Source organism: Micromonospora sp. NPDC049374 (genome assembly GCF_040677165.1).
Taxonomy (GTDB): domain Bacteria; phylum Actinomycetota; class Actinomycetes; order Mycobacteriales; family Micromonosporaceae; genus Micromonospora.
On sequence record NZ_JBFAQH010000012.1, the window covers coordinates 196611 to 223069 of the forward strand.

19 protein-coding genes and 1 pseudogene are annotated in these 26459 nt (G+C 69.3%); 16 read left to right on the forward strand and 4 right to left on the reverse strand.

Going from position 1 to position 26459, the window contains the following annotated elements:
• Positions 1 to 48 precede the first annotated feature (48 nt).
• From AB0J93_RS20870 to AB0J93_RS20910, 9 genes and pseudogenes are all read left to right on the forward strand, one after another.
• Positions 49 to 5622: a fibronectin type III domain-containing protein gene (locus tag AB0J93_RS20870; RefSeq protein WP_363923966.1), complete on the forward strand. Its 5574-nt coding sequence runs from the start codon at positions 49 to 51 to the stop codon at positions 5620 to 5622.
• A gap of 93 nt (positions 5623 to 5715) precedes the next feature.
• Complete coding sequence (locus tag AB0J93_RS20875; RefSeq protein ID WP_363923967.1) at positions 5716 to 6060, forward strand: hypothetical protein; 345 nt, start codon at positions 5716 to 5718, stop codon at positions 6058 to 6060.
• 95 nt (positions 6061 to 6155) lie between these two features.
• Positions 6156 to 6722, forward strand: coding sequence for a hypothetical protein (locus AB0J93_RS20880; protein ID WP_363923968.1), 567 nt, complete (start codon positions 6156 to 6158; stop codon positions 6720 to 6722).
• Positions 6723 to 6724: 2 nt separating this feature from the next.
• Positions 6725 to 7364 (forward strand): annotated as a pseudogene (locus AB0J93_RS20885) (nucleotidyl transferase AbiEii/AbiGii toxin family protein).
• A gap of 414 nt (positions 7365 to 7778) precedes the next feature.
• Positions 7779 to 10541: a LuxR C-terminal-related transcriptional regulator gene (locus tag AB0J93_RS20890; RefSeq protein WP_363923969.1), complete on the forward strand. Its 2763-nt coding sequence runs from the start codon at positions 7779 to 7781 to the stop codon at positions 10539 to 10541.
• Positions 10542 to 10690: 149 nt separating this feature from the next.
• Complete coding sequence (locus tag AB0J93_RS20895; protein ID WP_363923970.1) at positions 10691 to 11500, forward strand: LPXTG cell wall anchor domain-containing protein; 810 nt, start codon at positions 10691 to 10693, stop codon at positions 11498 to 11500.
• Between the two features lie 13 nt (positions 11501 to 11513).
• Positions 11514 to 12074, forward strand: a complete 561-nt coding sequence (locus AB0J93_RS20900; RefSeq protein WP_363923971.1) for a DUF3558 family protein — start codon at positions 11514 to 11516, stop codon at positions 12072 to 12074.
• Positions 12075 to 12102: 28 nt separating this feature from the next.
• Entirely contained in the window at positions 12103 to 14349 is a 2247-nt protein-coding gene (locus AB0J93_RS20905) for a S8 family serine peptidase (RefSeq protein ID WP_363923972.1), read from the forward strand.
• Positions 14350 to 14665: 316 nt separating this feature from the next.
• On the forward strand, positions 14666 to 14911 hold the full coding sequence (locus AB0J93_RS20910) for a hypothetical protein (protein ID WP_363923973.1): 246 nt from the start codon (positions 14666 to 14668) through the stop codon (positions 14909 to 14911).
• Positions 14912 to 15068: 157 nt separating this feature from the next.
• Here AB0J93_RS20910 and AB0J93_RS20915 read toward each other — a convergent pair whose 3' ends face one another.
• Positions 15069 to 15896, reverse strand: coding sequence for a bacteriorhodopsin (locus AB0J93_RS20915; RefSeq protein WP_363923974.1), 828 nt, complete (start codon positions 15894 to 15896; stop codon positions 15069 to 15071).
• A gap of 176 nt (positions 15897 to 16072) precedes the next feature.
• Here AB0J93_RS20915 and AB0J93_RS20920 point away from each other — a divergent pair, with 176 nt between their 5' ends.
• From AB0J93_RS20920 to AB0J93_RS20935, 4 genes are all read left to right on the forward strand, one after another.
• Complete coding sequence (locus tag AB0J93_RS20920; RefSeq protein ID WP_363923975.1) at positions 16073 to 16768, forward strand: bacteriorhodopsin; 696 nt, start codon at positions 16073 to 16075, stop codon at positions 16766 to 16768.
• A complete protein-coding gene (locus AB0J93_RS20925; protein WP_363923976.1) occupies positions 16765 to 17775 on the forward strand; it encodes a Brp/Blh family beta-carotene 15,15'-dioxygenase in 1011 nt (336 codons plus the stop codon). The genes AB0J93_RS20920 and AB0J93_RS20925 overlap by 4 nt, the downstream gene beginning before the upstream one ends.
• 347 nt (positions 17776 to 18122) lie before the next feature.
• Complete coding sequence (locus AB0J93_RS20930) at positions 18123 to 18530, forward strand: four-helix bundle copper-binding protein (protein WP_363923977.1); 408 nt, start codon at positions 18123 to 18125, stop codon at positions 18528 to 18530.
• 120 nt (positions 18531 to 18650) lie between these two features.
• Entirely contained in the window at positions 18651 to 19628 is a 978-nt protein-coding gene (locus AB0J93_RS20935) for a GAF domain-containing protein (RefSeq protein WP_363923978.1), read from the forward strand.
• A gap of 22 nt (positions 19629 to 19650) precedes the next feature.
• Here AB0J93_RS20935 and trpS read toward each other — a convergent pair whose 3' ends face one another.
• Positions 19651 to 20748: a tryptophan--tRNA ligase gene (gene trpS, locus AB0J93_RS20940; RefSeq protein WP_363923979.1), complete on the reverse strand. Its 1098-nt coding sequence runs from the start codon at positions 20746 to 20748 to the stop codon at positions 19651 to 19653.
• A gap of 85 nt (positions 20749 to 20833) precedes the next feature.
• Positions 20834 to 20998, reverse strand: a complete 165-nt coding sequence (locus tag AB0J93_RS20945; RefSeq protein WP_363923980.1) for a hypothetical protein — start codon at positions 20996 to 20998, stop codon at positions 20834 to 20836.
• Positions 20999 to 21138: 140 nt separating this feature from the next.
• On the opposite strand from AB0J93_RS20945, the gene AB0J93_RS20950 reads away from it, so the two are divergent.
• Positions 21139 to 21555 carry a hypothetical protein gene (locus AB0J93_RS20950; protein WP_363923981.1) on the forward strand — a complete coding sequence of 139 codons (417 nt, stop codon included), beginning with the start codon at positions 21139 to 21141 and terminating at the stop codon, positions 21553 to 21555.
• A 13-nt stretch (positions 21556 to 21568) separates the two neighbouring features.
• A complete protein-coding gene (locus AB0J93_RS20955; RefSeq protein WP_363923982.1) occupies positions 21569 to 22594 on the forward strand; it encodes a polyprenyl synthetase family protein in 1026 nt (341 codons plus the stop codon).
• A 55-nt stretch (positions 22595 to 22649) separates the two neighbouring features.
• Here the strand turns inward: AB0J93_RS20955 and AB0J93_RS20960 are convergent, their stop codons facing one another.
• The gene (locus tag AB0J93_RS20960) at positions 22650 to 23726 is read right to left on the reverse strand and encodes a LacI family DNA-binding transcriptional regulator (RefSeq protein ID WP_363923983.1); all 1077 of its coding nucleotides are present in this window, start codon (positions 23724 to 23726) and stop codon (positions 22650 to 22652) included.
• Between the two features lie 502 nt (positions 23727 to 24228).
• Between AB0J93_RS20960 and AB0J93_RS20965 the strand changes: the two genes are divergently transcribed.
• The gene (locus tag AB0J93_RS20965; RefSeq protein ID WP_363923984.1) at positions 24229 to 26319 is read left to right on the forward strand and encodes a cellulase family glycosylhydrolase; all 2091 of its coding nucleotides are present in this window, start codon (positions 24229 to 24231) and stop codon (positions 26317 to 26319) included.
• The last annotated feature ends 140 nt before the right edge of the window (positions 26320 to 26459 follow it).

Sequence of the window (26459 nt, forward strand, 5' to 3'; positions counted from 1 at the left end):
TCCAGATCCGTCACCCCAGGCCACATATCGATGGCACATTATTCGTGGATGGCGAGCGTGACGACCGACCGCAGCGAGTATCCGATGGGCGTATCGCTCAACAACCAGGCGATGTTTGCGGCGAAGGCTCGGCGAGCCGCCGTCGCGATGCTCGTGACGGTGGCGATTCTGCTGGCGCCGGGCGCTGTGGCGAAGGCCGAGATCCCGGCGGACGGGATGTCCGCGGCCCAACTCAACGACGCCTTCCGCGCGTACGGAGACACCAGCGGCAGGTGGAACGGAGGCGACAGCACCGCCTCGGTGAAGCTGCCCGACGGCCGGATGGTGTGGCTGTTCTCGGACACCTTCGTCGGCTCGGTCAACCCCGACGGATCACGTCCCGACTTCCAACCGATGATCCACAATTCGATCGTCGTGCAGGACGACGCCACCCTCTCCGAGACGCTGACCGGCGGCAGCGCCGACGAACCGATGTCCCTGGTCGGCGCCGAGCGGGACGGGGATCCCGCGAGCGCCGGCTACTGGGTCGGTGACGGCACGGTCGAGGACTCCACCCTCAAGGTGCTCTACAACCACTACCTGCGTTCCGGCCCGAAGCCCCTCGACCTGAAGTTGACCGGCACCGCCCTGGCATCGTTCGACCTGCCCGGGCTGACCCTGCGCTCGCTCACCCCGCTCCCGGTGGCCGACCGGATCGCCTGGGGCTCGGCCATCCTGGAGGACGGCGACACCACCTACATCTACGGCACCCGGCTGGTCAACGACTCGGGGCCGGTGAAGCCGATCTACCTCGCCAAGGTGCCGGCCGGCGGCCTGGCCGGGCCGTGGCAGTTCTGGACCGGCGACGGCTGGTCGGCCGAGGAGTCGGAGGCCACCCGGCTGATGGCCGGCACCACCACCGCCTTCGGCGTACAGAAGGTCGGAAACCAGTACGTCCTGGTCACCGTCGACGGCAACCTCGTGTTCAACCCGGACACCGTCGCCTACACCGCGCCGGCGCCGACCGGTCCCTTCAGCGGACCCGTGCACCTCTTCCGGGCGCCCGAACCGCAGCCGGGCAAAGAGATCATCGTGTACGACGCCCGACTGCATCCCGAGTTGGCGCGCCCGGGCAAGCTGCTCGTGTCGTACAACGTCAACAGCCTGGCGAACGCCGACAACCAGGCGGACGCCCGCCTCTACCGGCCCCGGTTCGTGGAGGTCGACTGGCCACGGCCGGCGCCGGACCCGGCGACCCTGCCCCCAACGCCGACCGAGCTGTCCGCCTCCGCCGACGAGCAGCGCAACGTCCAGCTCACCTGGACCGCCTCGCCGGGTGCCACCGGCTACCGCATCCACCGGCGGGACCTGTCGTACGGGCAGAGCCACCCGGTCCGGCTGCCCGGCCAGGTCGCGGCGGCGTCCTTCACCGACGCCGGCCTGGTGGACGGGCACCTGTACGAGTACGCCGTCTCGGCGGTGAACGGCAACGGCGAGAGCGCCCCGACGGCCGTGGTGTCGGCCACCGCGCGCGGCGGGCCCACCCAGCAGGGGGAATTCCTGCCGGCCCCGGACGGCATCGCCGTGGCCGGTAGCTACCTCGTCGACCTGCGCGACAGCGCGGCCAGCGGCGAGTACGGCATCCGGGAGATCGCAACCCGCCTGGTCGCCCGATACGGCGGCAGCCTCGACGGAGTCTTCGGCGCGGCCCTCGGCGGCTTCTCGGTCACCGACCTGACCGACGCGGGGGCGCGCGAACTCGCCGCCGACCCGGCCGTCGAGGCGGTCGAGGAGGACCGCACGGTCAGCTTGGACGACAACGGCGATGTCTCGGCGTCGAACAGCGGTGGCGTCCAGGAAAACCCACCCTCCTGGGGCCTGGACCGCATCGATGGCACCCTGGACGGCAGGTTCGTCTTTCCGTCCATGGGTGAAGGCGTCGACGTGTACATCCTCGACAACAGTGTGCGGACCACCCACACCGACTTCGGTGGCCGGGCCGACGTGGGAGGTGAAAAGCGCTCCCGCAACGTGGAACTGTGCGGCGCGCACGGCACCCATGTGGCAGGCACGGCCGGTGGAAAGAGCTACGGAGTGGCGAAGAAGGCGCACATCATCGACGTGCAGATCGGTTGCCAGATGGCCACGACCGCCGCAAGGATGGCCGGGGGCGTCAACTGGATCACCCAGTACGCCGTCCTGCCCGCAGTGATGAACATCAGCCTCAGCGTGGCGACCCCCTCGCGGGACCGGGACCGGCTCGGCAAAGCAGTGCAGGATGCGATCGACAAGGGCATCACCGTGGTCGCCGCCGCCGGCAACGCCGACGTGGACGCGTGCACGGAGGTACCAGCCGCCCTGACAGACGTCATCACCGTGGCGGCCACCGGCCAGGACGACAAGCGCGCCCCGCGCAGTAACCACGGGTCGTGCGTCGACATCTTCGCGCCGGGCGTCGGCATCACCTCGGCCAGCAACATGGACGACACCTCATCCCGCGACTCGGCTGGCACCTCCATGGCGACACCGCACGTCGCCGGTGCGGCGGCGCTGGTGCTGCAGGCACACAAGAACTACCGGCCCGAGCAGGTGTCCGCCGCGCTTCTCGGCCTGGCCGAGCCGGGCGTGATCCGCGATCCCGGCGTCGGTTCCCCCAACCGGTTGTTGCGGGTGGCGCCGCCGCTGGACGATGCGCCCACCGGCCTCACCGCCACCCCGGCCGACGACGGCACCATCAACCTGGCCTGGCAGCCGATCGACACCGAGGGAGTCAGCTACCGGATCTCCCAGCGGGACGTGACCGCCGGGCAGCGCGATCCGGTGGAGCGGCAACCGACGATCTGGAGCGGCACCAGCGCGGTCGCCGACCACCTCGTGCCCGGGCACACCTACGAGTTTTCCGTGGTCGCGGTGAACACGATGGCGGTCAGTCCGCCATCGGAGGTGGCCACCGCGACGTCGACGATCGCGCCGCCGCCCGCGCCCGGCGGGTTGACCGCGACCGCCCAGGGCAACGGCACCATCGAGCTGACCTGGACCGAGCCGCAGTCGGACGTCTGGTACTGGGTCTACCAACGCGACACCACCGTCGACGAGCAGGAGTTCACCAAGCTGCCGCTGCCGCTCACCGAGTGCTGCTCGATGGAAGCGGGCTTCCTCACCCACGGCCACACGTACGAGTTCAAGGTCAGCGCGACCAACCGTGGCGGTGAGGGGCCGACGTCGGCACCGGCCACCGCGACCGCGTACTTCGACGCGCCGGCCGCCCCGACGAACCTGCGCGTCACACCCGGTGACGGCATGAACACCCTCACCTGGGACCCGTCGGCCACCGAGGATGTCTGGTACTGGGTCTACCAGCGCGACGCTACCGAGAACGAGGAGTGGGAGCAGCTCCCGATACCGATCTCCGAATGCTGCACCATGCCGGCGCAGTACCTCGCCAACGGCCACGAGTACGAGTACAAGGTGACCGCGACGCGGGGTTCCGAGAGCCTGCCCAGCAACGTGGCCCGGGCCAAACCCATGCCACCGCTGCCCGACCAGCCGACGAACCTGGCTCTCCAGCCGCTGTCCACCGGCGACATCACCCTGACCTGGGACGCGCCCGGCCCGAACCTCTACTACCGAATCTACTGGCGGGACGTCACCGCGGGGGAGACCACCTTCAAACGATCCGAGGTCCCCACCGACAAGACCACCGCGACCTGGGAATACCTCACCCACCTGCACACGTACGAGTTCAAGGTGACCGCCGAGAACCTGTCCGGCGAGGGCGCGGCGTCGGCCACGGTGCAGGCACGGAGCACGGTGGCGCGGCCGACGGCACCGACGAACCTGCGGACCGTGCCGTCCGGCAGTCTGCAGATCCGGCTGACCTGGGACGCGCCCGGCCCGAACGTTCTCTACTGGGTGTACTGGCGGGACGTGACCGCAGGCGAGACCACCTTCCGCAAGTCGCCGTACCCGACGGAGCTGACCGAGGCGACCTGGCAGTACCTGGTCAACACCCATGTCTACGAGTTCAAGGTGAGCGCCACCAACGTGGCGGGGGAAGGGCCTGCCTCGGCGACCTCCCGGGCCACCGCCATCGGCATCGCCCCCCAACCGCCGAGCAACCTCAAGGCGACAGCCGGGGACAGCTTCGTCCGGCTCAACTGGACGGCCAGTCCGACCGCTGGCGTCATGTACGTCGTCTACCACCGCAACGCCTCTCGCAACCAGTCCTGGCGGAAGATGCCGTACCCGGTCGACGGCTGCTGCACGTTCACCGCCGAGTATCTGACCAACGCAGAGCGGTACGAGTACCGAGTCGCCGCCACCAGTGCCGCAGGCGAGAGTGATCCTTCCAACGTGGCCGGTGCGACGCCGATGCCGGTGTTCCCGAAGCCGCCGACCAGCCTGCGGGCCACCGCCGGAAACGGCAAGGTCTCCCTCGCCTGGTCGGCCAGCCCCACCCCCCGGGTGTATTACCTGATCGAGTACCGCAAGTCCGGCGGCTCGTGGAAACGCCTGCCGTATCCGGTGGATACCTGCTGCTCGTTCACCGTGAACCTGCTGAACAACGGCACCACGTACGAGTTCCGGGTGCGGGCGACCAATGTGGCCGGCGACAGCAGCCCGTCCAACACCGACTCGGCCCGACCGCTGCCGCCGTTCCCGCAACCGCCGTCGAACCTCAGCGCGAGCAACGCGGGCAGCGGCGCGGTGAAGTTGACCTGGACGCGGAGTTCCACGGCCAACGTCTACTACTGGATCGAGTACCGCAAGGTCGGCGGCTCGTGGATCCGCCTGCCGTATCCGGTGAGCACCTGCTGCTCGTTCACCGTGAAGTACCTGAACAACGGCACCACGTACGAGTTCCGGGTGCGGTCGACGAACCTGGCCGGGACCAGTTCGCCGTCGAACACCGACACCGCCCGGCCGATGCCGCCGTTCCCGAAACCGCCGTCCAACCTGCGCGCGGTCGCCGGGGACAGTTCGGTCAAGCTGAGCTGGTCGGCCAGCCCGACCCCGGACGTGTACTACCACGTCTACGTGCGCGACGCCACGCTCAACGGCTGGTGGGAGAAGCTGCCGTACCCGCTGAGCAAGAGGTCGATGACCGTCGGATACCTCGGCAACGGCCACTACTACAACTTCAAGGTCACGGCGATCAACGCCGCTGGGGAGAGCGCGTCGACGAACATCGTCACCGCGTTGCCTCAGTGGGCCGACGGCACCACCACCGACCCCGCCACGATCACCAGCAGCTGGATCTTCGCCAGCCTGGGGAAGTTCGACCCCATCCAGCGGTTCGACGTCACCGCCGGTGTCCGCGGCACCCGCACCGGCGACTACATCCAGGTCGACGGCTACTGGCGCATGAACAACGACAAGCGGTTGCTGTCCGGCATCTTCTGGTACCTCGTCATCGACTGCACCGAGAACTACACCGTCATGCACCGGACGTTGGCATATCCCACGGGCGGCCCGACCAGCGGCAGCCTGACTTTCCACTACAAGAAGAACCCGCAACGCAAGTACCGGGTGCAGGTCTGGGGCGTCGGGGACATCACCTACAGCGGAGGAATCCATGGCAAGTTCGCCCGCTACCCGTCGTCAGGCATCATCCCTTTCATCAAGGAGACACCGTGCTTCTGACGACAGGAGCCTGTCCGGTAAGGCCTACTCATCCTCGGCTGACGGCGTTTCCGGTCCCCCGAATGAGACAAAGATGATCCATCGACGGTCAACGTGCCCGAGCGGTCTCGTACAGCACGGTGCCGAGCAAAACCGCTGTGCCTTGCCGCGCAGTTCTGGCTCGGCGGCGCCAAGACCGGCGACGGCCTCCTTGTCATCGGCACCACACCGTTCATCGGCGAAGGCTTCGGCGCCCCCGCCCTCGACACCCTCTTCCTCGCCGGCCCCATCTCCTACGACGGCCTACTCGTCCAATGCGCCGGCCGCGTCATCCGCGCCGCGCCCGGCAAGGACCTCGTCGAGGTCCACGACTACCACGACCCGGCCACACCCATCCTCGCCGCCTCACTCCCACGCCGCATGCCCGGATACCGGGCACTCAGCTTCACCAGAACATGAGTGCATCCCATCGCGTCACCATGACTGGTCCCGCCGGTCACGGGGATATGACCAAGGTGCCAAGCGCGCTTGGCCTAGCGTAGTAGGCTACGGGCATGAGCCGGTTTTCCGAGGATGAGCTGCACGCGGTTGTCTCCCGGTACGAGGCGACGCGGGCGGCCGCGTTGACCGAGCGGGACGAGCAGCTACGGGCGTTTCACGCGGCCGGCTGGCGGCCAGTGGATCTGCAGCGGGTCACCGGGTACAGCCGGGAAACGATCCGCCAGGCGCTACGACCGGAGGTCCGGCGGGCGACCAATCTCAGCCGGCGCAGGACATCCCCTCAGCTGCCGGCGGACTACCGGCCCTACGGTGACCGGAAGCCCTACGTCGTGGCCGAAACCCTCGCCGCGCTGCACGGCCCGACCGAGGGCACGGTAACGCTTCCGCGTCATCTCGACTGGTCGGGGCACGCCGAGTACGACCTGAACCGGACCGCACGCCTGGCCAGCATGTACAAGGTGGTGCTCACCGAAGCCGCCACGGTCGAGGATCTGCACACCTGGCTCGACGCCGACCTCCTCCAGCGGCTCTGGCCCACTCTCTGGCTGCCACCCCAGCTCCGCCGGCGCTGGGAGGACGCCTTCCCCGAACTCGCCGCGACCCGCAGCAACGCGGCGTAGCAGTGGACCCCTTCCACGAACGCCTCGCCCGCATTGGGCTCAGGGCCGCTGATCGATACGGCTTCGCGCTGGCCGGCGGCTACGCGGTACAGGCCGCCGGGCTTCTGGAGCGACCCAGTGAGGACGTCGACCTGTTCACCGCCTGGGACCGCCGCGACGAGTTCACCGCCGCGGTCACCGCCGTCGTGGACGCCTACCGGGACGACGGCCTGACCGTCGAGACCGAGCGGCAGTACGACACCTTTACCCGGTTGGCGGTCAGCGACGGGGTTCGGGTTTCCAAGGTCGAACTCGGCGTGGACTGGCGTGCCAACGAACCGATCCTCATGGCGATCGGACCGGTCCTCCACCCCGACGACGCGGTCGCGAACAAGATGAGCGCCCTCTACGGGCGAGCGTTCGCCCGGGACTTCATCGACATCGACGCCACGGTCCAATCCGGCCGCTACACCCGCGACGACCTCCTCACCCTCGCGCAGCGCCGACCGTGGCTTCGACCCGCGTATCTTCGCCGACGCCCTCGGACAAGCCGCCCAGCTCGATCCCGACGACTTCGCCCAGTACGGGGTCACAGGCTCAGCGCTGGACAATCTCCGTAACCGATTCGCCGAATGGCGCCGCGAACTGCTCGACGGCGAGTAAGGGTGACTCGCGGCTCCCGACTCGCGGCAGCGTCAAGCATGTGCACGCAGGACTCATAACGTTCCAGCTGATCTTCGGCAAGCGATCGCAGCGAGCCCGCGAAGCGACCGGCATGCAACGGGGGACAGTAGGAAAGCCGCAGACCGTCGGCTCGTGGACACCGGCGGAGCGTCGGGTTAGGAAACCGATGCTCTATCCCCTGAGCTATGAGGGCGCGAGGGCACAGTCTCGCGACCTGGGGTTCAGCTGGGGTGGCAGGGAGTGGCCCACGTCTGAGCGTGCGGTCGACGACCACCTCGCCGGCCGTGAAACGGAGTCCACCCAGCCAGGTGCTGTGGATCAGCCGTGCGACTCCACATCGCTCCCCTGCATCAGATCGTTGCCGGTTGGCCGCGGGCGACTAGTGTGCCGACCATGGACCGGCCGGTGCAGGAGTCGCCGCTGATCGGCCGTGAGCTGGAGCTGGCCACGGCGGTCGAGTCGCTGCGTGCCTCGGACGGACCGGGCGCGCTGATCGCCGGATCAGCCGGCGTCGGCAAGAGCCGGCTCGCCCGCGAGGCGGTCGGACACGATGCCATCACACGGGTACGCGGCGCGCGGACCCTCGCTGTCCATGGCACCGCCGACTCCGCCGAGCTGGTGCTCGGCGCGTTGGCCGGTCTGCTCGGCCCGCCAGGGCCTGACCAGATCAGCCTCAGCCCGGTGCAGGTCGGCCTGCTCGGGCTGCGCCGGATCGCCGCGCAGGAGCAGGGCCGGGTGATCCTCTCAGTCGACGACGCCCACCTGCTGGATCCGGTCTCTCTCGCGGTCCTGCACCACGCCGCTGTCGACCGGACTGTCACCCTGCTGGCGACCGTACGCACCGATCAGCCGGTCCCGGATGCGGTGACGGCCCTGTGGAAAGACGCCGGAGTCGTCCGGATCGACCTCGCGCCGCTGGACCCGTCGGCGTCTGAGGCGCTACTGACCGCACTGCTCGGCGGCGCGGTGGAGGGGCGGACTCTGCGCCAGTTGCGGGACACCGCCGCCGGCAACCCGCTGTTCCTGCGCGAACTCGTCACCTCTGCCCGTGAGGCCGGGTTGCTTGACCAGGCCGGCGGGTTGTGGCGGCTCACCGGCCCGATGACCGCCGTACCCCGGCTGACCGAGTTGCTGGCCAACCGGCTCGCCGCCACCTGCCCGGCCGAACGCGACGCGCTGGAAATGCTCGCGGCCGGCGAGCCGGTGCCGCTGCGGCTGGCGGTCACTCTCGTCGCCGAGGACACCCTAGAGGCACTGGAACGCCGTGGTCTGCTCTCCGTCGGCCTCGCCGACCCGCCGGTGGTCCGGCTCAGCCATCCGCTCTACGGCGAACTACTGCGCGCCGGCACCCCGGCGATCGGCCGGCTGCGGCACCTGCGGCGACTCGCCGACGCGTCCGAGTCGGACACGACCGAGTCGGCCTCGGCCGGGTGCGGGGAGGATCGGCTGCGGATCGCCCGCTGGCGGCTCGACGGCGGCGGCCCGATCAACCCGCAGGTGATGTTGGCCGCCGCCGAACAGGCAACGGCCAACCGGGAGTACGCCCTGGCGTACCGGCTGGCCGACCGGGCCTTCCGGGCACACCGTGACGTCGCCGCCGGGCTGGTCTCGGTACGGGCGCTGGTGCAACTCGGCCGCATCGACGAGGCACTCGCCCGCTGCGCCGAGCTGACGAAGCTGGTCCGGTTGGCCGAGACCGATCTGGACCGGCTGCTGGTCGCCGTCGAACACGCCGAGATCCTGGTACACGCGATGGACGACGTACCCGCTGCCCGAAGCGTCGTCGAGCGTGCCCGCCGGGACCGAGCAGGGGTGACCGGCGCGGACCCGACCGCCGCCGGCGACCCGGCGGCCTGCCCACTGGCCGCGTTCGACCTGTACCTTCGCTCGGTGCAACTGGACTGCACGGTGATCGAACCGTCCTTGGCGGTGATCGGCAGCGATGCACCGATGCCGGCCCGTTTAGCGGCCAGCGGCGCGGCTGGCGGCGCTCTGCTGGTCGCCGGCCGGTACGCCGAGGCGGAGGCACTGATAGCGCATACCATGCCACTGACCGGCGGGAACATCGGCGGTAGCCAGCTGCAGGCCGCCGGCGCGTCACCCGCCGCTGCCGCGTTGCGCTGTTACCGGCCCGACCCGGCCGCTGCCCTGGAGTTCGCCGAACACGGCTACCAGGCCAGTCTGCATCCGACCAACCCGGTCAGCCAGGCGCTGCACGCACTGGTGCTCGGCCAGATCGCTCTGGTCCGCGGCCGGCCACGGACCGCGTTGCGCTGGGCGCGGGAAGCCCAGTTGGTCGCCGAAGAGATCAGCCTACGTCCGGTGTGCCGCTGGTCCGTCGCCGTTGGACTGCAGGCCGCCGCGCAACTCGGCACCGACGCCGACATCGAGGGTCTCACCGCCGATCTGCACCGCTACGCGGGCGGGCCACGCTCGATGCGGCTGTTCGACATCGACGTCGCCCGCGCGTACGCCTGGCGGGGTGCGGTCGTCGGGGACGGTGGCGTCGGTATCGGCGTGCTGGCGGCGTCGGTCGCCGAACACGGCCGGCTCGGCGCGGTAGGTGCGGGGGCGCTGGGCGCACTCGATCTGGTGCGGCTCGGTGCCGGCGCGCGAGCGGTGACGCTACTCGCCGCGTATCCGCCGCCTCCTGGCTGGCTGCTCGGTCACACCGTGGTCCGGTACGCCGCCGCCGCGCAGGCCGCCGATCCGGCCGGACTGCTGAACGTGGCCCGGCAGTTCGCCGGGTACGGGATGCCGTTGCACGCCGCCGAGGCCGCCGCTCTGGCTGAGGCCGCCGCCCGAACCGGCGTCGTCACCCGCGACGGGGCTCCCGGGTCGGCCGGCGGCGATCCGGCGGTGGCAGCCGGCGCACACCTGCTCGCCGAGGCGCAGTTGGTGTCGACCGGCGAGCCGGCCAGCACTCCGGCGCTGCGGCGCCGCGGCCCGGTCAGCCAGTTGACCACACGCGAGTGGGAGGTGGCGTTGGCGGCTGCCCGTGGTGAGTCCGCTCGGGGCATCGCCAGCCGGCTGCATCTGTCGGAACGGACCGTGGAGAACCACCTGCATCGGGCGTACGCCAAGCTCGGTGTCTCTGGCCGTGCGGAGCTCCGGGCAGCCCTTGACCCGCATGGAGGCTCAGCTCGGCGCGATTGAGTACCCGGGCACTCATGCTGGATCACCAGCTCCAGTGATGGGCTCGGACGACCTGACCACCGTGCCGGTCACTCGCCACCGCGTGCCTCCCTTCGAAGGGCCTTTCCCTCATGCGTCGCAGATTGTCCGTTCTCGCCGCCGCAACACTCATGACGATTGGCGGTCTGCTACTCGGCACCGCCACGCCGGCCGTCGCCGACCCGCCGATGGTCAACTTCGCGGACCTCTGCGGGGCGGTCGGTTTCTCCTGGGACACCGGGACGATCGGAGGTGACGACAGCTGGCAGACCACGGTGGTGCGCAACGACGCCGTGATCGACGAGTTCTCGATGCGTTCCCGGGGAAGCGCGGAGTACGGCGCCAGCGACGGTGACCTGTTCGAGATCCGGCGCGAGGGCCTGCCGACATCGAGCTACCTGCACCGAACGCCGGAGGGCTGCACCGACGCGCCGCTGCTGACCGTCACCCCGACCAGCGGCTGCGATGGGCTGGTGTTGTCCTTCAGCAACGAGGGAACCCGGCCCGTTCCAGGAATCCAGGTCCTCGCCGACGGCTACCCACCGTGGGAGGTGGCGCCGCTCGCTCCCGGTCGCACCGAGCTTGAGCTGCCGCTGGTGGACGGCGACCCGTTCTACGTCCGCGGCCCGCGGGCCGGCGGTGGTTGGTCTACCTGGTTGACCGGCACCCATGTCCGGCCGACCGACTGTGCCGTCGAGCCAAGCCCGAGCCCCAGCGGCGACCCGGGCCCCAGCACTGACCCGAGCGCCGATCCGAGCCCGAGCGTCACCACGCCGAGCCCGAGCGTCACCACGCCGGGCGCGAGCGGCCAGCTGCCGATCACCGGCGCCCAGACCGCATTGATTTCCATCGCTGGACTGGTCCTGCTCGGCACCGGAGTGGCGCTGTTCGTCGTGACCAGGCGTCGCCGGGTCAGCTTCAGCACCGCCGGACGGCAGTGATCTCGTGAACACCATGGCGATCACCCGACGGTACGGCGTACAACTCCTCATGGTCGCGTGCGCACTCACAGCCGTCGGCTGCGGCGGACCGGACGACACCCGAGCGCCGGCCGGGGAAGCGACGGCGGTGTCCAGTGGTTCCCAGTCGGCCCGGCCGGCGGAGTCCGCCCGAGACGAGGAGGCCACCGCAGTTGCCGTCTGCGAGCTGCTGACCATCGCAGAGGCCAGTGACCTGTTCGGCACCGCCGCCACGGTCGACAGCGGCGAGGAGTCGACCCGCGAGTGTGTCTGGGTGGGCCGCGACGGCGCGATGCACCAGCTTCACCTGCAGGTCTACACCGGACGGTCGTTCTATTCGCCGGCGCGCTGGGGAGGCACCGGTGAACCGCTGACCGGGCTCGGCGACGAGGCGTTCCTGATCCGCAGCAGCCCGCTCGGGGTCACCGCCGGCACCCGCGACGGTGAGCAGGTCGTCTTCCTGAACTACCAGATCCTGCTCAGCGCGAACGCCAAGCCGGCGCAGCGGGCCGACAACGTGACGCGACTACTGCGTACCGCTGTCGACCGGCTCTGAGACCAACCACCCGATCGGAGCGACCGTCATGTCTACCGTCCGGTATCGCTGGCCCCGCCTTCGCTGGCCTCGTCTCACCGCCGCAACGCTGCTCACCGCGACCCTGCTCGTCTCGACCGGGCTCACCCCGGACACATCGCCGGCCTCCGCCGCGCCAGCTGGCAAGGAAGACATCGCGGACTCCCACGTGGTGGTCCTGGCCTTTGACGACAAAGAACTCGACGACAAGGACAAAGAAGCGACCAAGGAAAAGATCGACAAAGCTGTCGCTAGCCTGCTCGCCGAGTATCCCGGAAAGCTGACCCACACCTACTACCACGCGCTGCCCGGCTTCGCCGTGCACATGTCGAAGCAAATCGCCGAAGCGCTGGCCAAGAACCCCCTGGTGGCATACGTCGCGCCGCAGATGGAGATCGAATGGCTCGGCGGCGAGCAGCGCCCCCCGTCGTGGGGGCTGGACGTCATCGACCAGCGCCGGGACTTCGACGGCATCTACCGGTGGGACTCCGACGGCACCGGCGTCAACGCGTACGTCGTCGACAGCGGGATCCGGACGACCCACGAAGACTTCGGCGGACGCGTGGTCAGCACGGTCACCTTCGGCCAGACCGACGTGGGGCCGGGCGGCTCGCACGACTGCTTCGGGCATGGCACGCCGATGGCCGGGACCATCGGGGGCCAGCTGCACGGGGTGGCCAAGAACGTCCGGCTGCACTCGATCCGGCTGGGCTGCACCACGGCGACCGCCGCCGACATGATCGCCGTCATGGACTGGCTGCACGTCAATGCGGTCCGCCCGGCGGTGGTCAACCTGAGCTGGCGGGTGCCGGGGATAAACCCGCCACTTGACGCCGCGGTGACCCGGGTGGTCGACCGGGGGATCACCGTGGTCGCGGCGGCCGGCAACAGCGACCATGACGCCTGCCGATTCTCCCCCGGCCGGGTGCCGGCGGTGATCACGGTCGGTTCGATACACGCGCTCAAGGACCGGATCCGGGGCACCTCCTGGGGCCCGTGTGTCGACCTTTTCGCGCCCGGCGAGCAGGTGACGACCACGACCAACGACAGTGACACCGCGACGACCAACTTCGGCAACGGTACGTCGATCGCCGCCGCACACGTCACCGGCGCGGTCGCCCGCTACCTGGACCGCTTCCCGGACGCCTCGCCCGAGTTGGTGGCGACCACCCTGATCAACGAGGCAAGCAGGGACCGGATCACCGACATCGCGGGCTCGCCGAACCGGGTGCTCTACCTGGACCGCAACGGCCCGGGCAACGACGGCTTCGGGCGTACCGGATCCGATGTCGACGGCGACGGTCGCGACGACATCGTCACCTTCACCCGGGGTGCCGCCGCCGACGTGTGGGTGGCGCTGTCCACCGGATCCGGGTTCACCGCCGGCACCAAATGGCACGAGTATTTCAGCGCCGGTGAGGAGATCCCGCTGCTCGGCGACGTCGACGGCGACGGCCGCGACGACCTGATCACGTTCACCCGGGGTGCCTCCGCCCACGTGTACGTGGCGCTGTCGACCGGCACGTCGTTCGGGCCGTCGCAGCTCTGGCACAGCCGCTTCGCGGTGGGCAACGAAACCCCGGTGGTCGGTGACTTCAACGGCGACGGCCGCGACGACATCGCCACCGTCACCCGGGGCATCCGGGTCCACCCGTCGACCAACCGTACGGTCTTCGTCGCACTCTCCAACGGCAGCCAGTTCGTCGGCACCGGAGTCAGCTGGACCAGCGGCTTCCCCGGCGCAGACGCGATACCGCTGGTCGGTGACTTCGACTGCGACGGGCGCGACGACCTGGTGGCGGTCGACCGGGTCGGTGCAGGCATGCTGCGGGTCTCCGCCTCCCAGGGCGACCGGTTCGGGCCGGCGACGTACTGGGGTCACCCGCTCGCCCTCGGCACCGACGTGCCGGCGGTGGGCGACGTCAACGGCGACGGCTGCGCCGACCTGGTCGGATTCGCCAGAGGAGAGCGCCGGTCGGTGGTGGTCGCACTGTCGATGGTCCATTCCTGGTCATTGCGCCAGTTCGGTACGGCAACCGTCTGGCATCGCGACTTCGCCAGCGGGGTGCAGGTGCCCGGCATCGGTGACTTCACCGGCGACGGTCGCGACGACGTGATCGCCTTCACCCGGGGCTCCGCGGCGGACGTCTACGTCGCCCCGGCGACGACCGGATCGTCGTTCTCCACCGACGTACGCAGGTGGAGCGACTGGTTTGCCTACGGCACCGAGATCCCGATGCCGGCTGTCCTCTGGTGAGCCGTAGCGGCCGGACTCCCCGGCCTCGCGGGCACGGCAGCGCCAGCCTGCCGCCGTCGCCGGCAGACAGCCCGGACACGATGCGCGAAAACGCGGAGTATCGATGTACACGCCAGGCAGCGGTGCAAGCCCCCGATGCGGAGCGACCCTGGCGAGCGAGTAGTCGAAGCGGCGCAGCGAGGACCCGGAAGCATCAGCGCTCCATCGGGCGCAGGCAGGGGTACGGCGTGACTGCCCATGACGGGGTCGTCGCAACCCCTTCAGCGACCGGTCTGATTTCTACGCCAACCGTCGCTGCAGCGGCTTGAATAGCGGTGTGCAGGTCAGCAAGGACGGGCAGGGCTGGCGCATCGGCGCCGCCGCCGACGTGGGCTGGATCGCCGGTCACACCACTGCCGGCGTCTCGATCACCACCGCCATCCCGCCGGTCTTCGACGCCTACGCCACCACGTACCAGTCCGACGACGTCACCGCCGGCGCCTACGAGCACGCCTTGGTCGAGGGCCTCATCACGCACACTCCGGGCCAGCCCCCACATTCAGGCACCTTCGGCGGCCAGTAGCAGGCCGACGAGCACGTTGAACCCGCGTAGCCGCCGGTAGCGGTCGCGGCTAGCTGCGGCTTGACGTCCCATGGGCGCCACCATAGATATCCGGTACGGCCGTCGGCCGGGGCTTTGCGATTTCCCGTCACCCACGTTGGCCGTGACCGACGGAGTCTCAGCTGGACGTGGCGGACGTCAGGCCACCGCGCGGTTGGGCCACATCCTCCTCGATCGCGGCCTGACCGCCCTCGGCGGCGCTGACCTTCCGGGCGATCACCCCGATCAGCACTCCGTAGATCACCTTCGAGGTGATGTCGGCCAGTGTGTAGGTGATCTGCCGGGCCACCACCCCGTCGGCGGAGTCCCACATCGCCGGCATGAGATACGCCCCGGGATAGAGCATCCAGGAGACGAGGATCAGCCACCACACGGACCGGGCCGGCCCTCGGGCGGCACGGGGCAGCCGGCGCAGGTTGCCGAAGATCAGGCGGGCCACCAGGGCGAGCAGGAACAGGAAGAAGACGGTGCTGACCAGACCCCAGATCCAGAACGGCCAGGACCTGTCCACCTCGTAGAACTGGCCCGCATAGCCCGTGTAGATCATGGCCAGGCCGGCGGCGACGAACAGCGCCCAGGTGCGGTGGAAGCGTCGGCCGGTGACACCGAGCACCACCAGCAACTGGATCAGCAGCACAGGCACGTCGATGGACCAGTTCATGTACCGGTAGCCGTTGGAGAACAGGGTGTCGGTACCCACGTACGCGCTTCCGTTCCAGGCGAACGCCTGGGACCAGCGCTGTGACAGCACCCAGAGTTCGAAGAACGCGGAGATCATGACAACTGCGGAGAGCACCGAGGCGAGCCGGTACCGCGGAGCGATACCGGACATGGTCAGCAGGAAGTAGACGAGCCCCGCCGCCATGACGGCGTAACCGAGAGTCAGTACGTGCGACACCAGCGTGTACTGGATGACGTTGTAGCCGAACTCGTTTTCGAAGTTCATACCGCTGACCCGCCCCTTCCGGCCCGGGATCGTCTCCGATTGCGGAGCGTGGTGCCGCCTCGCCTGCGTCGGGGATATTCCTCCTTGTCACCCGAAAAGGGTCTAAACCCATCCTAAGCTGGCACCAAGGGAGCGGACACTCATTTCAGAGAGCCGGGATTGGCTAGGGAGTTGCCGTGGAGTTCTGGCTGTGGTTCTACGTGGTCGCCATGGCGGCCGGCGTCGCGCTCTTCCGCTACTGGCGGGCCAACCCCAAGGGCATCCCGCCGGTTGAGTACTCGATCGCCACGGCGATTCCGCTCTGGTCGGGGTTCTGGTACGTCGTGATGGCAGTGGGCGGCGGTCGGATCGACGTCGCCGACCAGACGACTTTCTGGGCTCGGTACGCCGATTGGGTGGTCACCACCCCGCTGCTACTGGTGGCCCTCTCGCTCACCGCGATGCACGCGTTGCCCCGCAAGCGCTGGGGACTGGTCCGCGCGCTCGTCGCCGCCGACATCATCATGATCACAAGCGGGTTCCTGGCTGACCTGATGGAGAGCCGGGCCGGGCGGTACGGGCTCTACGCTGTCGGGGTGGTGGCTCTGCTGGTGGTCTTCGGGCTGATCTGGGGGCCGCTGCGGGCCACCGCCGCCCGCCAGCCGACTCCCATGTCGCGGGTCTTCACGCAGGTGGCGCTCCTGCTCAGTGTGCTCTGGGTCGGCTACCCGCTGATCTGGATCCTGGGGCCATCCGGGATCGGGCTGTTCGGGGACACCACCGACACAGCCCTGTTCGTGATCCTGCCGATCCTGTCCAAAGTGGTGTGGAGCGCAGTCGACCTGGCTCTGCTGCGGCGTCTGTCCGACCGCGGCCTGCTCACCGTCGCGTGACGCCAGCCTCCCGTCAGGTCGTCCGGCCGGTTCACCCTCCGCCCGGCGACTGGCTACTGCGCCGGGTCGGCCGCTCGGGCCCGATCGCACTGGCTGGGCTCACCTGCCTGGCCCTGCTGGTACCGGGCGTGACGGCCTGGGCTGGAATCCTTCCGCTGCTCGTGGGCCTGCTGATCGGCCTTCCGCACGGCGCCGTCGATCACCTGTTACCGGCCTGGATCTCCGTCAGGGCCCGGTCGCTGCGGGTCACCGTCGGGCTGCTGCTCGCGTACATCGTGACGGCCACCGCCACTGTCGCGCTGTTCCTCCGGACGCCCGTCCCCGCCCTCACCGGATTCCTGATCCTCGCGGTGCTGCACTTCGGCACCGGTGACGTGGCGTACCACGCCGAGCGGGACGGTCAGACACCGGTCCGTCCCGTACTCGCCGTCCTGGCCTACGGCGGACCTCCGGTGGTGCTGCCAATCGCGCTGTGGCCAGGGACGGTCGACCCGCTGCTGGACGCGGTTGCCCCTGGGGCCTCAGCCGCGTTCGCACCGGCCGGACGCCTGATCGTGTTGTCCGTCGTATTTTTAGCGGCCCTGGTGACCGGACTCCGCGCGCTGGCCGCCCGCCGTGGTGAGGATGCGGCGGCACTCTGCATCCTCGTAGCGGCCTTCGCGATGGTGCCGCCGCCGCTGGCGTTTGGTGGCTACTTCGCGGCCTGGCACTCCGCCCGGCATGTCGCCCGGTTGTTGCGCGCCGACCCGGGCAACCGCCACCACCTGGCGGTCGGTCGGCTGGGCAGTGCGATCCGCCGATTCGCCCGGCAGGCGGCCTTGCCCACCATCGCCGCCTTCGCCGGCCTGCTCGTCCTGGTACACGTCAGCGCATCGCCGACCGTCGGGCCAGCGACCGCCGGTCCGTTCCAAGACTCCCCGCTCCAGCTGGTCTTCGCGGTGCTCGCCGGGCTCACCGTGCCGCACGCGGCAGTGGTCAACCGGCTCGATGTACGGACGGCGCGGTGAACGGTGCCCCTGCCGGCACGACCGCTGCGAGGGCGAGACAGCGGTGCAACTGAAACGGCTCCGTACCCGGATGAAGGCCGCCGCACCCCAGTCGCTCGTCGTCGCCAGCTGACCGGCCCGTGAGCGGCCAAGCTCAGCCAGCCGGGCTCCCAATAAAGGGTTTGCGCTGGCCGCACGGGGAAAGGTGACGACAGAGGCGACTCCGCGACAGGTGCTGCGGGGCGGATACGAGTTGGTCAGTCAGCAGAGCGCCGCCCCGAACGCGACCGCTTCCTCGACCACGCCGACCGCTGCCAGGCGATCGGCTGATCCGAGCACCACCAGGAACCGACAGAGAGGAGTGCCCGATGCCGAGCACCACGATGCCCATGCTGGAGACGTACCCGAAGTCGATCAACCTGGACCGGACGAAGCTGGCGGCCACCATCGACGCCCTCGATGACTGCGCGCAGGCCTGCACCGCGTGCGCGGACGCCTGCCTCAGCGAGGACATGGTCGCGGACCTGACCAAGTGCGTCCGGACGAACCTGGACTGCGCCGACATCTGCGCGACCACCGCCCGGGTGCTGTCCCGGCACACCGGCTACGACGCAAACATCAGCCGCAGCCTGCTGGAGGCGTGCGCCACGGCCTGCAAGTCGTGCGGGGACGAATGCGCCGCTCACGCCGACAAGCACGAGCATTGCCGGGTCTGCGCCGACGCGTGCCGCGCCTGCGAGCGAGCCTGCCGCGAACTGCTGGCCACGATCAGCTGAGCGTTCGCGGGCGGTGCCGGCTTGGTCTGCAAGTCCTGCCGGCCGAGTTGTCCCCGGCCGGGCTGCACGAGCGTGCCGGTCAGGTGTCGCGCCTCGGTGTGCCGGCCCTGGGCGAACCGGATGCCGCACGCGCGGGAGGCGTACTTCGACTTCACGTACGAGCCGCGTCGGGACGCCGACGGCGCCGTGTTCGGCATCCGCGTGATCGGCGTGGAGACTACCCAGGTCAAGCAGGCCCAACGGTTGATGGCCGAGCACCGCGCCATGCTGGAGCAGATCGCCCGCCAGGCACCGCTGGGCGAGGTGCTCGACGGGATGGCTCGCTGTATCGAGAACCTCGCCCCGCAGGAGATGCTCGTCTCCGTGCTGCTCGCCGACCCCGATGGTCGGCACCTGCGCCACGGTGCCGCCCCCAGCCTGCCGGACTTCTACAACCAGGCCATCGACGGGATCGCCACCGGTGAGGGCGTCGGATCCTGCGGCACCGCCGCGCACCGGCGGGAATCGGTGATCGTCACCGACATCGCCGCCGATCCGTTCTGGGCCGACTTCCGCGACCTGGCCGGGCGGGCCGGACTGGCCGCCTGCTGGTCCACGCCGATCCTGGCCCGCGACGGCAGCCTGCTCGGCACCTTCGCCATGTACCATCGCACCCCGCGCGTTCCGCAGGACACCGACCTGGCCCTCGCCCGGGTCTTCGCCGACACCGCGGCACTGGCCATCGAGCGCCACCACATCGAGCAGGCGAAACTCGCCGCCGAGGCACGCGCCAAGGCAGCCCATGACGAGCTCGCCAAGGCGGTACGCGCGGAGCGGGAACTTCGTGCCGAGGCCGAGCAGCGCGCCGCAGCCGCCGCGGAACTCAATGCCAAGATGCGTGCCGCCGCAGCCGCGCAGGCCGCCACCCCGCATCCGGAGACCTGCCAACTCGGCGGGCCGCAGGAATGCACCGCACCGGCCGAAATCAAGATCGCCGACTCGTGGGGCGACTCGGCGTGGGGCTGTCCGCGCCATGTCGAGGAAGCCATCCTCAACGTACGGGCGGTCTTCATCGCCAGCGAGGAACTCGGCGGCCTGGCCGCCTACCTCAACCGCTGACCGCCGTTCCGCAACCCCCTCGTCATCGAGGGTCACCTACCCGGTGACTGGGTCGACTGATCGCTGAGGTCTCGCTCGCCGCCCTGCCGGCCCGTTCGGACCTGCGTCGGAGTTGGTTGTAGACGCCGGCCAGGCCCATCGCCTTGCGCGCCTCGAACACGGTCTGCTGGACCTCGCGGCGGGTGCGTTCCGTGCCCGTCACGATGAGTTCGTCGACCAGGCCCGTGTCGGCCGCGTAGCGGGCCCGCCGCTCGCGCATGGGGTCCAGGAAGTTGTTCAGCGCGGTGGCGAGTTTCTCCTTGACCTCGACGTCGCCGACCCTGCCCTCGCGGTAGCGGTTCTTGAGGTCGTCGACCTCGGCCCGGTCGGGGTTGAAGAGTTCGTGGTACTGGAACACGGGGTTCCCCTCGACGGTGCCGGGCACGTCCGCGCGGATCCGGTTCGGGTCGGTGTACATGCCCATGACCTTGCGGCGGACCTCGGCCGAATTGTCGGACAGGGCGATGGCGTTGCCGAGGCTCTTGCTCATCTTGGCCCGACCGTCGGTGCCGACCAGGGTGGGGGTCTCAGCGCTGACCAGTTCGGGAACGGGGAAGACCTGCCCGTACAGGTGGTTGAAGCGGCGGGCGATCTCCCGGGTGACCTCGACGTGTGCGGCGTTGTCCTTGCCGACCGGCACCACGTGGGCCTTGACGCAGAGGATGTCGGCGGCTTGCAGGACCGGGTAGCCGAGCAGGCCGTACGGCATCTCGTCCTTGCCGGCGTCGCGGGCCATGTCCTTGAGCGAGGGCACTCGTTCGAGCCGGGGCACGGTGACCAGGTTCTGGAAGAGGGTGTTGAGATCACCGACCTCCTGGATCGCCGACTGGAGGTAGAAGGTGGCGGTGGCCGGATCGATGCCGGCGGCAAGACAGTCGAGGACCATGTCTCGGGCGTTCTGGGTGGCCCGGGCGATGTCGTCGCGGGTGTTCCTGGTGGTCAGCATGTGCAGGTCGGCGATGATGAGGTAGCTCTCGTACCGCCGGTGCAGCTTCACCCGGTTGGCGATGCTGCCGACGTAGTGGCCGAGGTGCAGTTTCCCGGTGGGACGGTCACCGGTGAGCATCCGCAGGGCGGTCATGATGAAGAGTGCCTTTCACGAGGCGTGACGGAGCGAATGAAGATCGCGCAAAGGCGCATCGACGAGGCGACAGTGTCGCCGTCGATCAGAGGTGAAGCTGGACCATCACCGGAGGCCGCCATCGCGACCCGTCACGGAACCGCAGCCCGCAGGCGCGCAGCAGGGCGAGGAGCCGATCGCACCGGCCCTCGACAGCGGTCACCCCGCGCTCCACCCGGAGCCGCGAGGTCGACGCTGGGGGACGCACCATGCGGCCATCCTAGCCGCTGAAGGTGATCGATGCAGTCAGTTGTGCTGGTCAGCGGGCTTGGACGCCGATTCAGATCACAGTGAGTCACCATCTAGACACATCCCTACCCGGCCGGCCACCGGGACGCCAACACTTCTCCCATGCAGAGCAGTGGGCGTGAGCGCAGCGACGAGCGTTTCGAGAAGGTGGCCGCGGAGACCTCTGAGACCGTGACCCATGCGGCCAGCGTGCTGGAGGAGGAACTCGCGGCGGGTATTGCCAGCGCGCGGCGGCTTGAGGAGAAGCTGAGCGCTGACCGCAGGGTGGACCCGGAGGCGTTCGACGAACTGGTGACGCGGGTCCGCACCGACGGGCACGCATTGATCGACACTGTTGTGGCGCAGTTGAAGACCTCCGACGACCAGCGTGGTGAGGTCATCCGCCGATACACGTCGGACGCGCACGACGTCCTCGACGGCGTGCTCAACCTCGCGCGGCTGGTGCCGGACATGGCGAACGGGCTGGTCGACCGGCTGACGCCGGGGGCCACGCAGAAGCCCGCGCCCTCGGACAGGTAGCCGGACCACCGGCGTGACCGGCGGCCATGTCACGCACATGCTGGAGCGCTATCGCGCCCTCGCGATCGACGCGCTCCTCGCTGGCGTGCCATCGGGCGGACCGCAGTACCTCTATGACCTGGTGAGCGAGTATCCGCGGCGTTGGGGCAAGGGGCTGCGTGCCGCGCTCTGCCTCGCGGCCTGCCGAGCTTTCGGCGGCACGCCGTCGGTGGGACTCAACGCCGCGGTGACCGTGGAACTGTTCCACAACGCGTTCCTGATCCATGACGACATCCAGGACGAGAGCGAGCAGCGGCGCGGAGCACAGACCCTGCACGGCGAGTACGGAGTCGGTGTCGCCCTCAACGTGGGGAACATGACGAACCTGCTCGCTTTGCAGCGGCTCGCCGCCAACCGCAGGGCCCTCGGCTCGGGGATCGCGTGGCGGCTGTTCGAGGAGACCCAGCTCATGCTGCGTCACTCGTTGGAGGGGCAGGCGATCGAGGTCGGCTGGATCCGGGACAACGTGTGCGACCTCGACGCGGACGACTACTACCGGATGTGTCTGAAGAAGACCTCCTGGTACACCTGCATCTACCCGTGCCGTGCCGGCATCCTGGTCGCCACGGGTCAGCATGGCGCGGTCGACGTCCTCGACCGCTACGGCTGGTATCTGGGTGCCGCGTTCCAGATCCAGGATGACGCGCTCAACCTCGTCGGGGACTTCGCCCGCTACGGCAAGGAGATCGCGGGTGACCTCTGGGAGGGCAAGCGGACACTGATTCTCATCGACTTCATGCGGCGGTGCACCGGGGACGAACGCGAGCGACTGGTCGCGTTCCTGCGCCGGAGCCGGGCGCAGCGCACGGGGGCCGAGGTGCGTTGGCTGCACGGGCGGCTGCTCGCCTACGACTGCGTCGAGTCCGCTCGGCGCAGCGCCCGCGACCTGGCCGCCGCCGCCCGGCGGGAAGGACAGCGGGTGCTGGGGCCGGCGGCCGACACCGAGGACGGCCGGTTCCTGCTCGGCCTGCCCGACTACGTCGTGGAACGCAGCCGGTAGCGGTCGGCCCGCCGGCTCGAAAGATCCCGTCCATCTCCTGGCGGAGAACAGGTTCTCAACCGGAAGCCTTGAGCGTAATGACGGGCGGTGCCGTGCTCTGACGAATCTTGAGGGTGGTGCCCAACTCCAGGCCGACCTGCGGGGCCCGCTCCCCGCGACCGAGCGCGAGTGCCAACTCGGTGGCGGTGACGGCCATCTCGGTCAGTGGCTGATGGATGGTGGTCAGCGGCGGATCGACCAGGTCCGCCAAGGGAAGATCGTCGAAGCCCACCACGCTCAGGTCGCTCGGGATTCGCAACCCCAACCGCCGTGCCGCCTGGTAGACGCCGAACGCCTGCAGGTCGTTGGCCGCGAAGATCGCCGTCGGACGATCGGGGCGGTTCAGCAGGTCGAGCGCGGCCGCCTCACCACCTTCCCGGGACAGTTCGGCACGGACGATCAGGTCCGGCTCCCCGCTCAGGCCGGCGGCGTCGCACGCGGAGCGGTAACCGTCCAGCCGGGCCCGGCAGCACAGGATCCGTTCGGGCGCGGCGATCATCGCGATTCGTTCGTGGCCCAGTCCGATCAGGTGTCGGGCCGCGGACCGACCTCCGGCCCAGTTCGTCGCGCCCACGAAGGGAACATCGTCCGGCAACTCGACGGTGGGGTCGAAGACCACGAACGGGATGCCCCGGGCGCGTAGCTGACTACGCTGCTCCTCATCCAGCTGAGCCACCGTCACGAGGCAGTCCGGGCGGCGGGAGAGAGTGTCGTCGATCCAGTAACGGATCGCGCCGCGGTGCGGGCCGAACTCCGTCAGGATGACCCCCACACCGTGTTGCCGGGCTACGCGCTCCACCCCCCGGATGATCTGCACGCCCCACATGTCCTCGATCTCGTCGAAGACGAGTTCCATCATGTTGGACCGGGCGGACGGCGACGACCTGCGGTAGCCGTGCTGGGTGATGGCGGCCTCGACGCGGGCCCGGGTCTGTGCCGCCACGCCGGACCGACCATTTATGACCTTGGAAACGGTCGGCACCGAGACGCCTGCGGACTCCGCGATGGCGGCGATCGTCACTGGTCGCAGCGGATCACCGAGCTGCGACTCCAGGTCAACGGGCTGCTGCTCGCTCGAATCGGCGCGCGTCAACCTGGCCACCTTCTCACCGATCCCCTAGTGGCCGCAGGGCCCGCGTCGGCAGTCGCCGAGCGGCCGATGGCCGCTACATCGTTCAGGGCGCAAGGATAACCGTTCAATCCGGTGCCAGGGGTGGTGCCGAGGGGACGCCACCGACGTCCGGCCGCCGGCCGAGCCACGACCCGAGGCCATCGCACCAGGCACTCATTGACGTCGATCGAAGAAAGTTGTAATGTCTCGCCCGGAAACTTTCTAGCCTATGAGGCCGAAAGTTTCTGTGCGGGAGTTCCAGGGCTCGTCGCGGACGCCAGGGCAGCGTCCGCATACCCATCACCCTTCGTTTCGCGCGGCCGGGCACCTGTCGGTACGTCATCGCCGCGCATTCCCGGCCGTGACGGCTGAAGGCCATGCCTTCGTGCGCCATGCCCTGTGCTGGTAGCCCGTCCGCCGAAAAGCACGAACCGGCGGAACGGCCGGTCCACGAAACGGGCGCCACTATGGCGAGGAGTTGCTGATGAGTTCGCAGAACAGACGAAGGCCCCCCTGGCGTGCCGGCCTGGTCGCCGGTGCGGTGGCCGCGCTGATGATGGCAGGGACGATGGTGACCGGCAGCGCCCAGGCGGCGGCCGGCTGCCGGGTGGCGTACGAGGTCTCGTCCCAGTGGCCGGGCGGTTTCACCGCCAACGTGAACGTGACGAATCTCGGTGACCCGATCAACGGCTGGGACCTGGCGTGGACGTTCCCCTCCGGCCAGCGGGTCACCCATGCCTGGAACGCGACGGTCGCCGCGTCGGGTGACCAGGTCACCGCGACGAACATGAGCTACAACGCTGCCGTCGGCACGAACGCCACGGTCTCGTTCGGCTTCAACGGATCCTGGACGGGGAGCAACCCCGCACCGGCCTCGTTCACGTTGAACGGGGTCGCGTGCACCGGGAACGTCGGTCCCTCACCGACGCCGACCGTCTCCCCCACCACGTCACCGACGGTCTCGCCGACGGTGACCCCGCCGCCGGGAAGCCGGATGGCGATGGTGGCGGCGATGCAGCCCGGCTGGAACCTGGGCAACACCCTCGACGCCATTCCCGACGAGACCGCATGGGGTAACCCGCTGACGACCCGGGAGATGCTGCGCCACGTCCGGTCGCAGGGCTACAAGAGCATCCGGCTTCCGATCACGTGGAGCAACCACCACGGTCCGGCACCGGACTACACCATCGACCCGGCCTGGCTGAACCGCGTCCGCGAGATCGTCGACTGGTCCCTGGCGGAGGACCTCTACGTGATGATCAACCTGCATCACGACTCGTGGCAGTGGATCAACGCCTACCCCACCGACCGTACGAACGTGATGAGTCGTTACCAGGCACTGTGGAGTCAGCTCGCCGACACGTTCCGCAACCACTCGTCGAAGCTGGTGTTCGAGAGCATCAACGAGCCCCAGTTCGCCGGCACCGCTGGCGACGCCGAGAGCGACCAGGTCCTGCACGAACTGAATCTGGCCTTCGTCCGCCTGGTACGCCGGTCCGGTGGAAACAACGCCACCCGCCTGCTGGTGCTGCCCACCCTGCACACCAGCGGGGAGCAGGCCCGGATGGACGCGTTGCTGGCCACGTTCGACGAGCTTGACGACCCCCACCTCGTCGCCACCATTCACTTCTACGGCTGGTGGCCGTTCAGCGTGAATATCGCCGGCGGCACCCGCTACGACAGCAACGTCGAGCAGGACATCATCGGCACCTTCGACCGGGCGTACAACACGTTCGTGTCCCGCGACATCCCGGTGATCATCGGTGAGTGGGCCCTGCTCAGCTACGACTACACCCGGCCCGGCATCATCCAACGGGGTGAACTGCTGAAGTTCTTCGAGGCCGTCGGCCACCACGCCCGCACCCGGAAGCTCACCACGATGCTGTGGGACGCGGGTTCGTTCCTGCACCGGCCCGAGCTGCGCTGGCGGGACCAGGGCATCCATGAGCTGATGATGGCGAGCCTGACGAACCGCTCCGCCACCGCGTCCACCGATCAGATCTACGTACCCCGCACCGGTGGCATCACCAGCAGGTCCCTGACCCTCAACCTGAACGGCGCCTCGTTCCAGAGTCTCTGGCACGGCAGCACCCGACTGACCAACGGCACCGACTACACCGTCTCCGGCAGCACACTCACGCTGACCCGAACGGCCGTCACCCGGTTGGCCGGCAACCGGGCCACCGGTGTCAACGCCACCATCGAGGCCCGCTTCTCCCAGGGCGTGCCGTGGCGGATCAGCATCATCAGTTACGACCCGCCCACACAGACCGCAGCCACCGGCACGACCAGCGGATTCACCATTCCCACCCAGTTCCGCGGTGACCAGCTCGCCACCATGGAAGCCGAGTACGCCGACGGCAGCCCGGCCGGACCGGCCAACTGGACCACGTACAAGGAGTTCTGGAGCAGCTTCCGGCCCGACTACAGCGCCAACACGATCCTCCTGACGCCGGAGTTCTTCGCCGAGGTCAACGACGGCACCGTCACGCTCACCTTCCACTTCTGGAGCGGTACGCAGATCACGTACCGCCTGACGAAGTCCGGCAGCTCGATCACCGGCAGCCCGGCCTGATCATGATGCGGCGTGGGGGGGGGGGGGGGGCGCCCCCCCCCCCCCCGCCCCGGGGGGGGGGGGGGGGGGGGGGCGGCCCCCCCCCCCCCCCCCGGCCCGCCCCCCCGCCCCCCCCCCGCGGGGCGGGCCGGGCGGCCGCC

What these genes read in the sequence shown, in the direction of transcription:
- AB0J93_RS20870 (WP_363923966.1), top strand. Translation starts at nt 49, where the DNA reads ATGGCGAGCGTGACGACCGACCGCAGCGAGTATCCGATGGGCGTATCG.
- AB0J93_RS20880 (WP_363923968.1), top strand. Translation starts at nt 6,156, where the DNA reads ATGAGCCGGTTTTCCGAGGATGAGCTGCACGCGGTTGTCTCCCGGTAC.
- AB0J93_RS20890 (WP_363923969.1), top strand. Translation starts at nt 7,779, where the DNA reads ATGGACCGGCCGGTGCAGGAGTCGCCGCTGATCGGCCGTGAGCTGGAG.
- AB0J93_RS20895 (WP_363923970.1), top strand. Translation starts at nt 10,691, where the DNA reads ATGACGATTGGCGGTCTGCTACTCGGCACCGCCACGCCGGCCGTCGCC.
- AB0J93_RS20900 (WP_363923971.1), top strand. Translation starts at nt 11,514, where the DNA reads ATGGCGATCACCCGACGGTACGGCGTACAACTCCTCATGGTCGCGTGC.
- AB0J93_RS20905 (WP_363923972.1), top strand. Translation starts at nt 12,103, where the DNA reads ATGTCTACCGTCCGGTATCGCTGGCCCCGCCTTCGCTGGCCTCGTCTC.
- AB0J93_RS20915 (WP_363923974.1), bottom strand. Translation starts at nt 15,896, where the DNA reads ATGAACTTCGAAAACGAGTTCGGCTACAACGTCATCCAGTACACGCTG.
- AB0J93_RS20930 (WP_363923977.1), top strand. Translation starts at nt 18,123, where the DNA reads ATGCCGAGCACCACGATGCCCATGCTGGAGACGTACCCGAAGTCGATC.
- AB0J93_RS20935 (WP_363923978.1), top strand. Translation starts at nt 18,651, where the DNA reads ATGCCGCACGCGCGGGAGGCGTACTTCGACTTCACGTACGAGCCGCGT.
- trpS (WP_363923979.1), bottom strand. Translation starts at nt 20,748, where the DNA reads ATGACCGCCCTGCGGATGCTCACCGGTGACCGTCCCACCGGGAAACTG.
- AB0J93_RS20945 (WP_363923980.1), bottom strand. Translation starts at nt 20,998, where the DNA reads ATGGTGCGTCCCCCAGCGTCGACCTCGCGGCTCCGGGTGGAGCGCGGG.
- AB0J93_RS20950 (WP_363923981.1), top strand. Translation starts at nt 21,139, where the DNA reads ATGCAGAGCAGTGGGCGTGAGCGCAGCGACGAGCGTTTCGAGAAGGTG.
- AB0J93_RS20965 (WP_363923984.1), top strand. Translation starts at nt 24,229, where the DNA reads ATGAGTTCGCAGAACAGACGAAGGCCCCCCTGGCGTGCCGGCCTGGTC.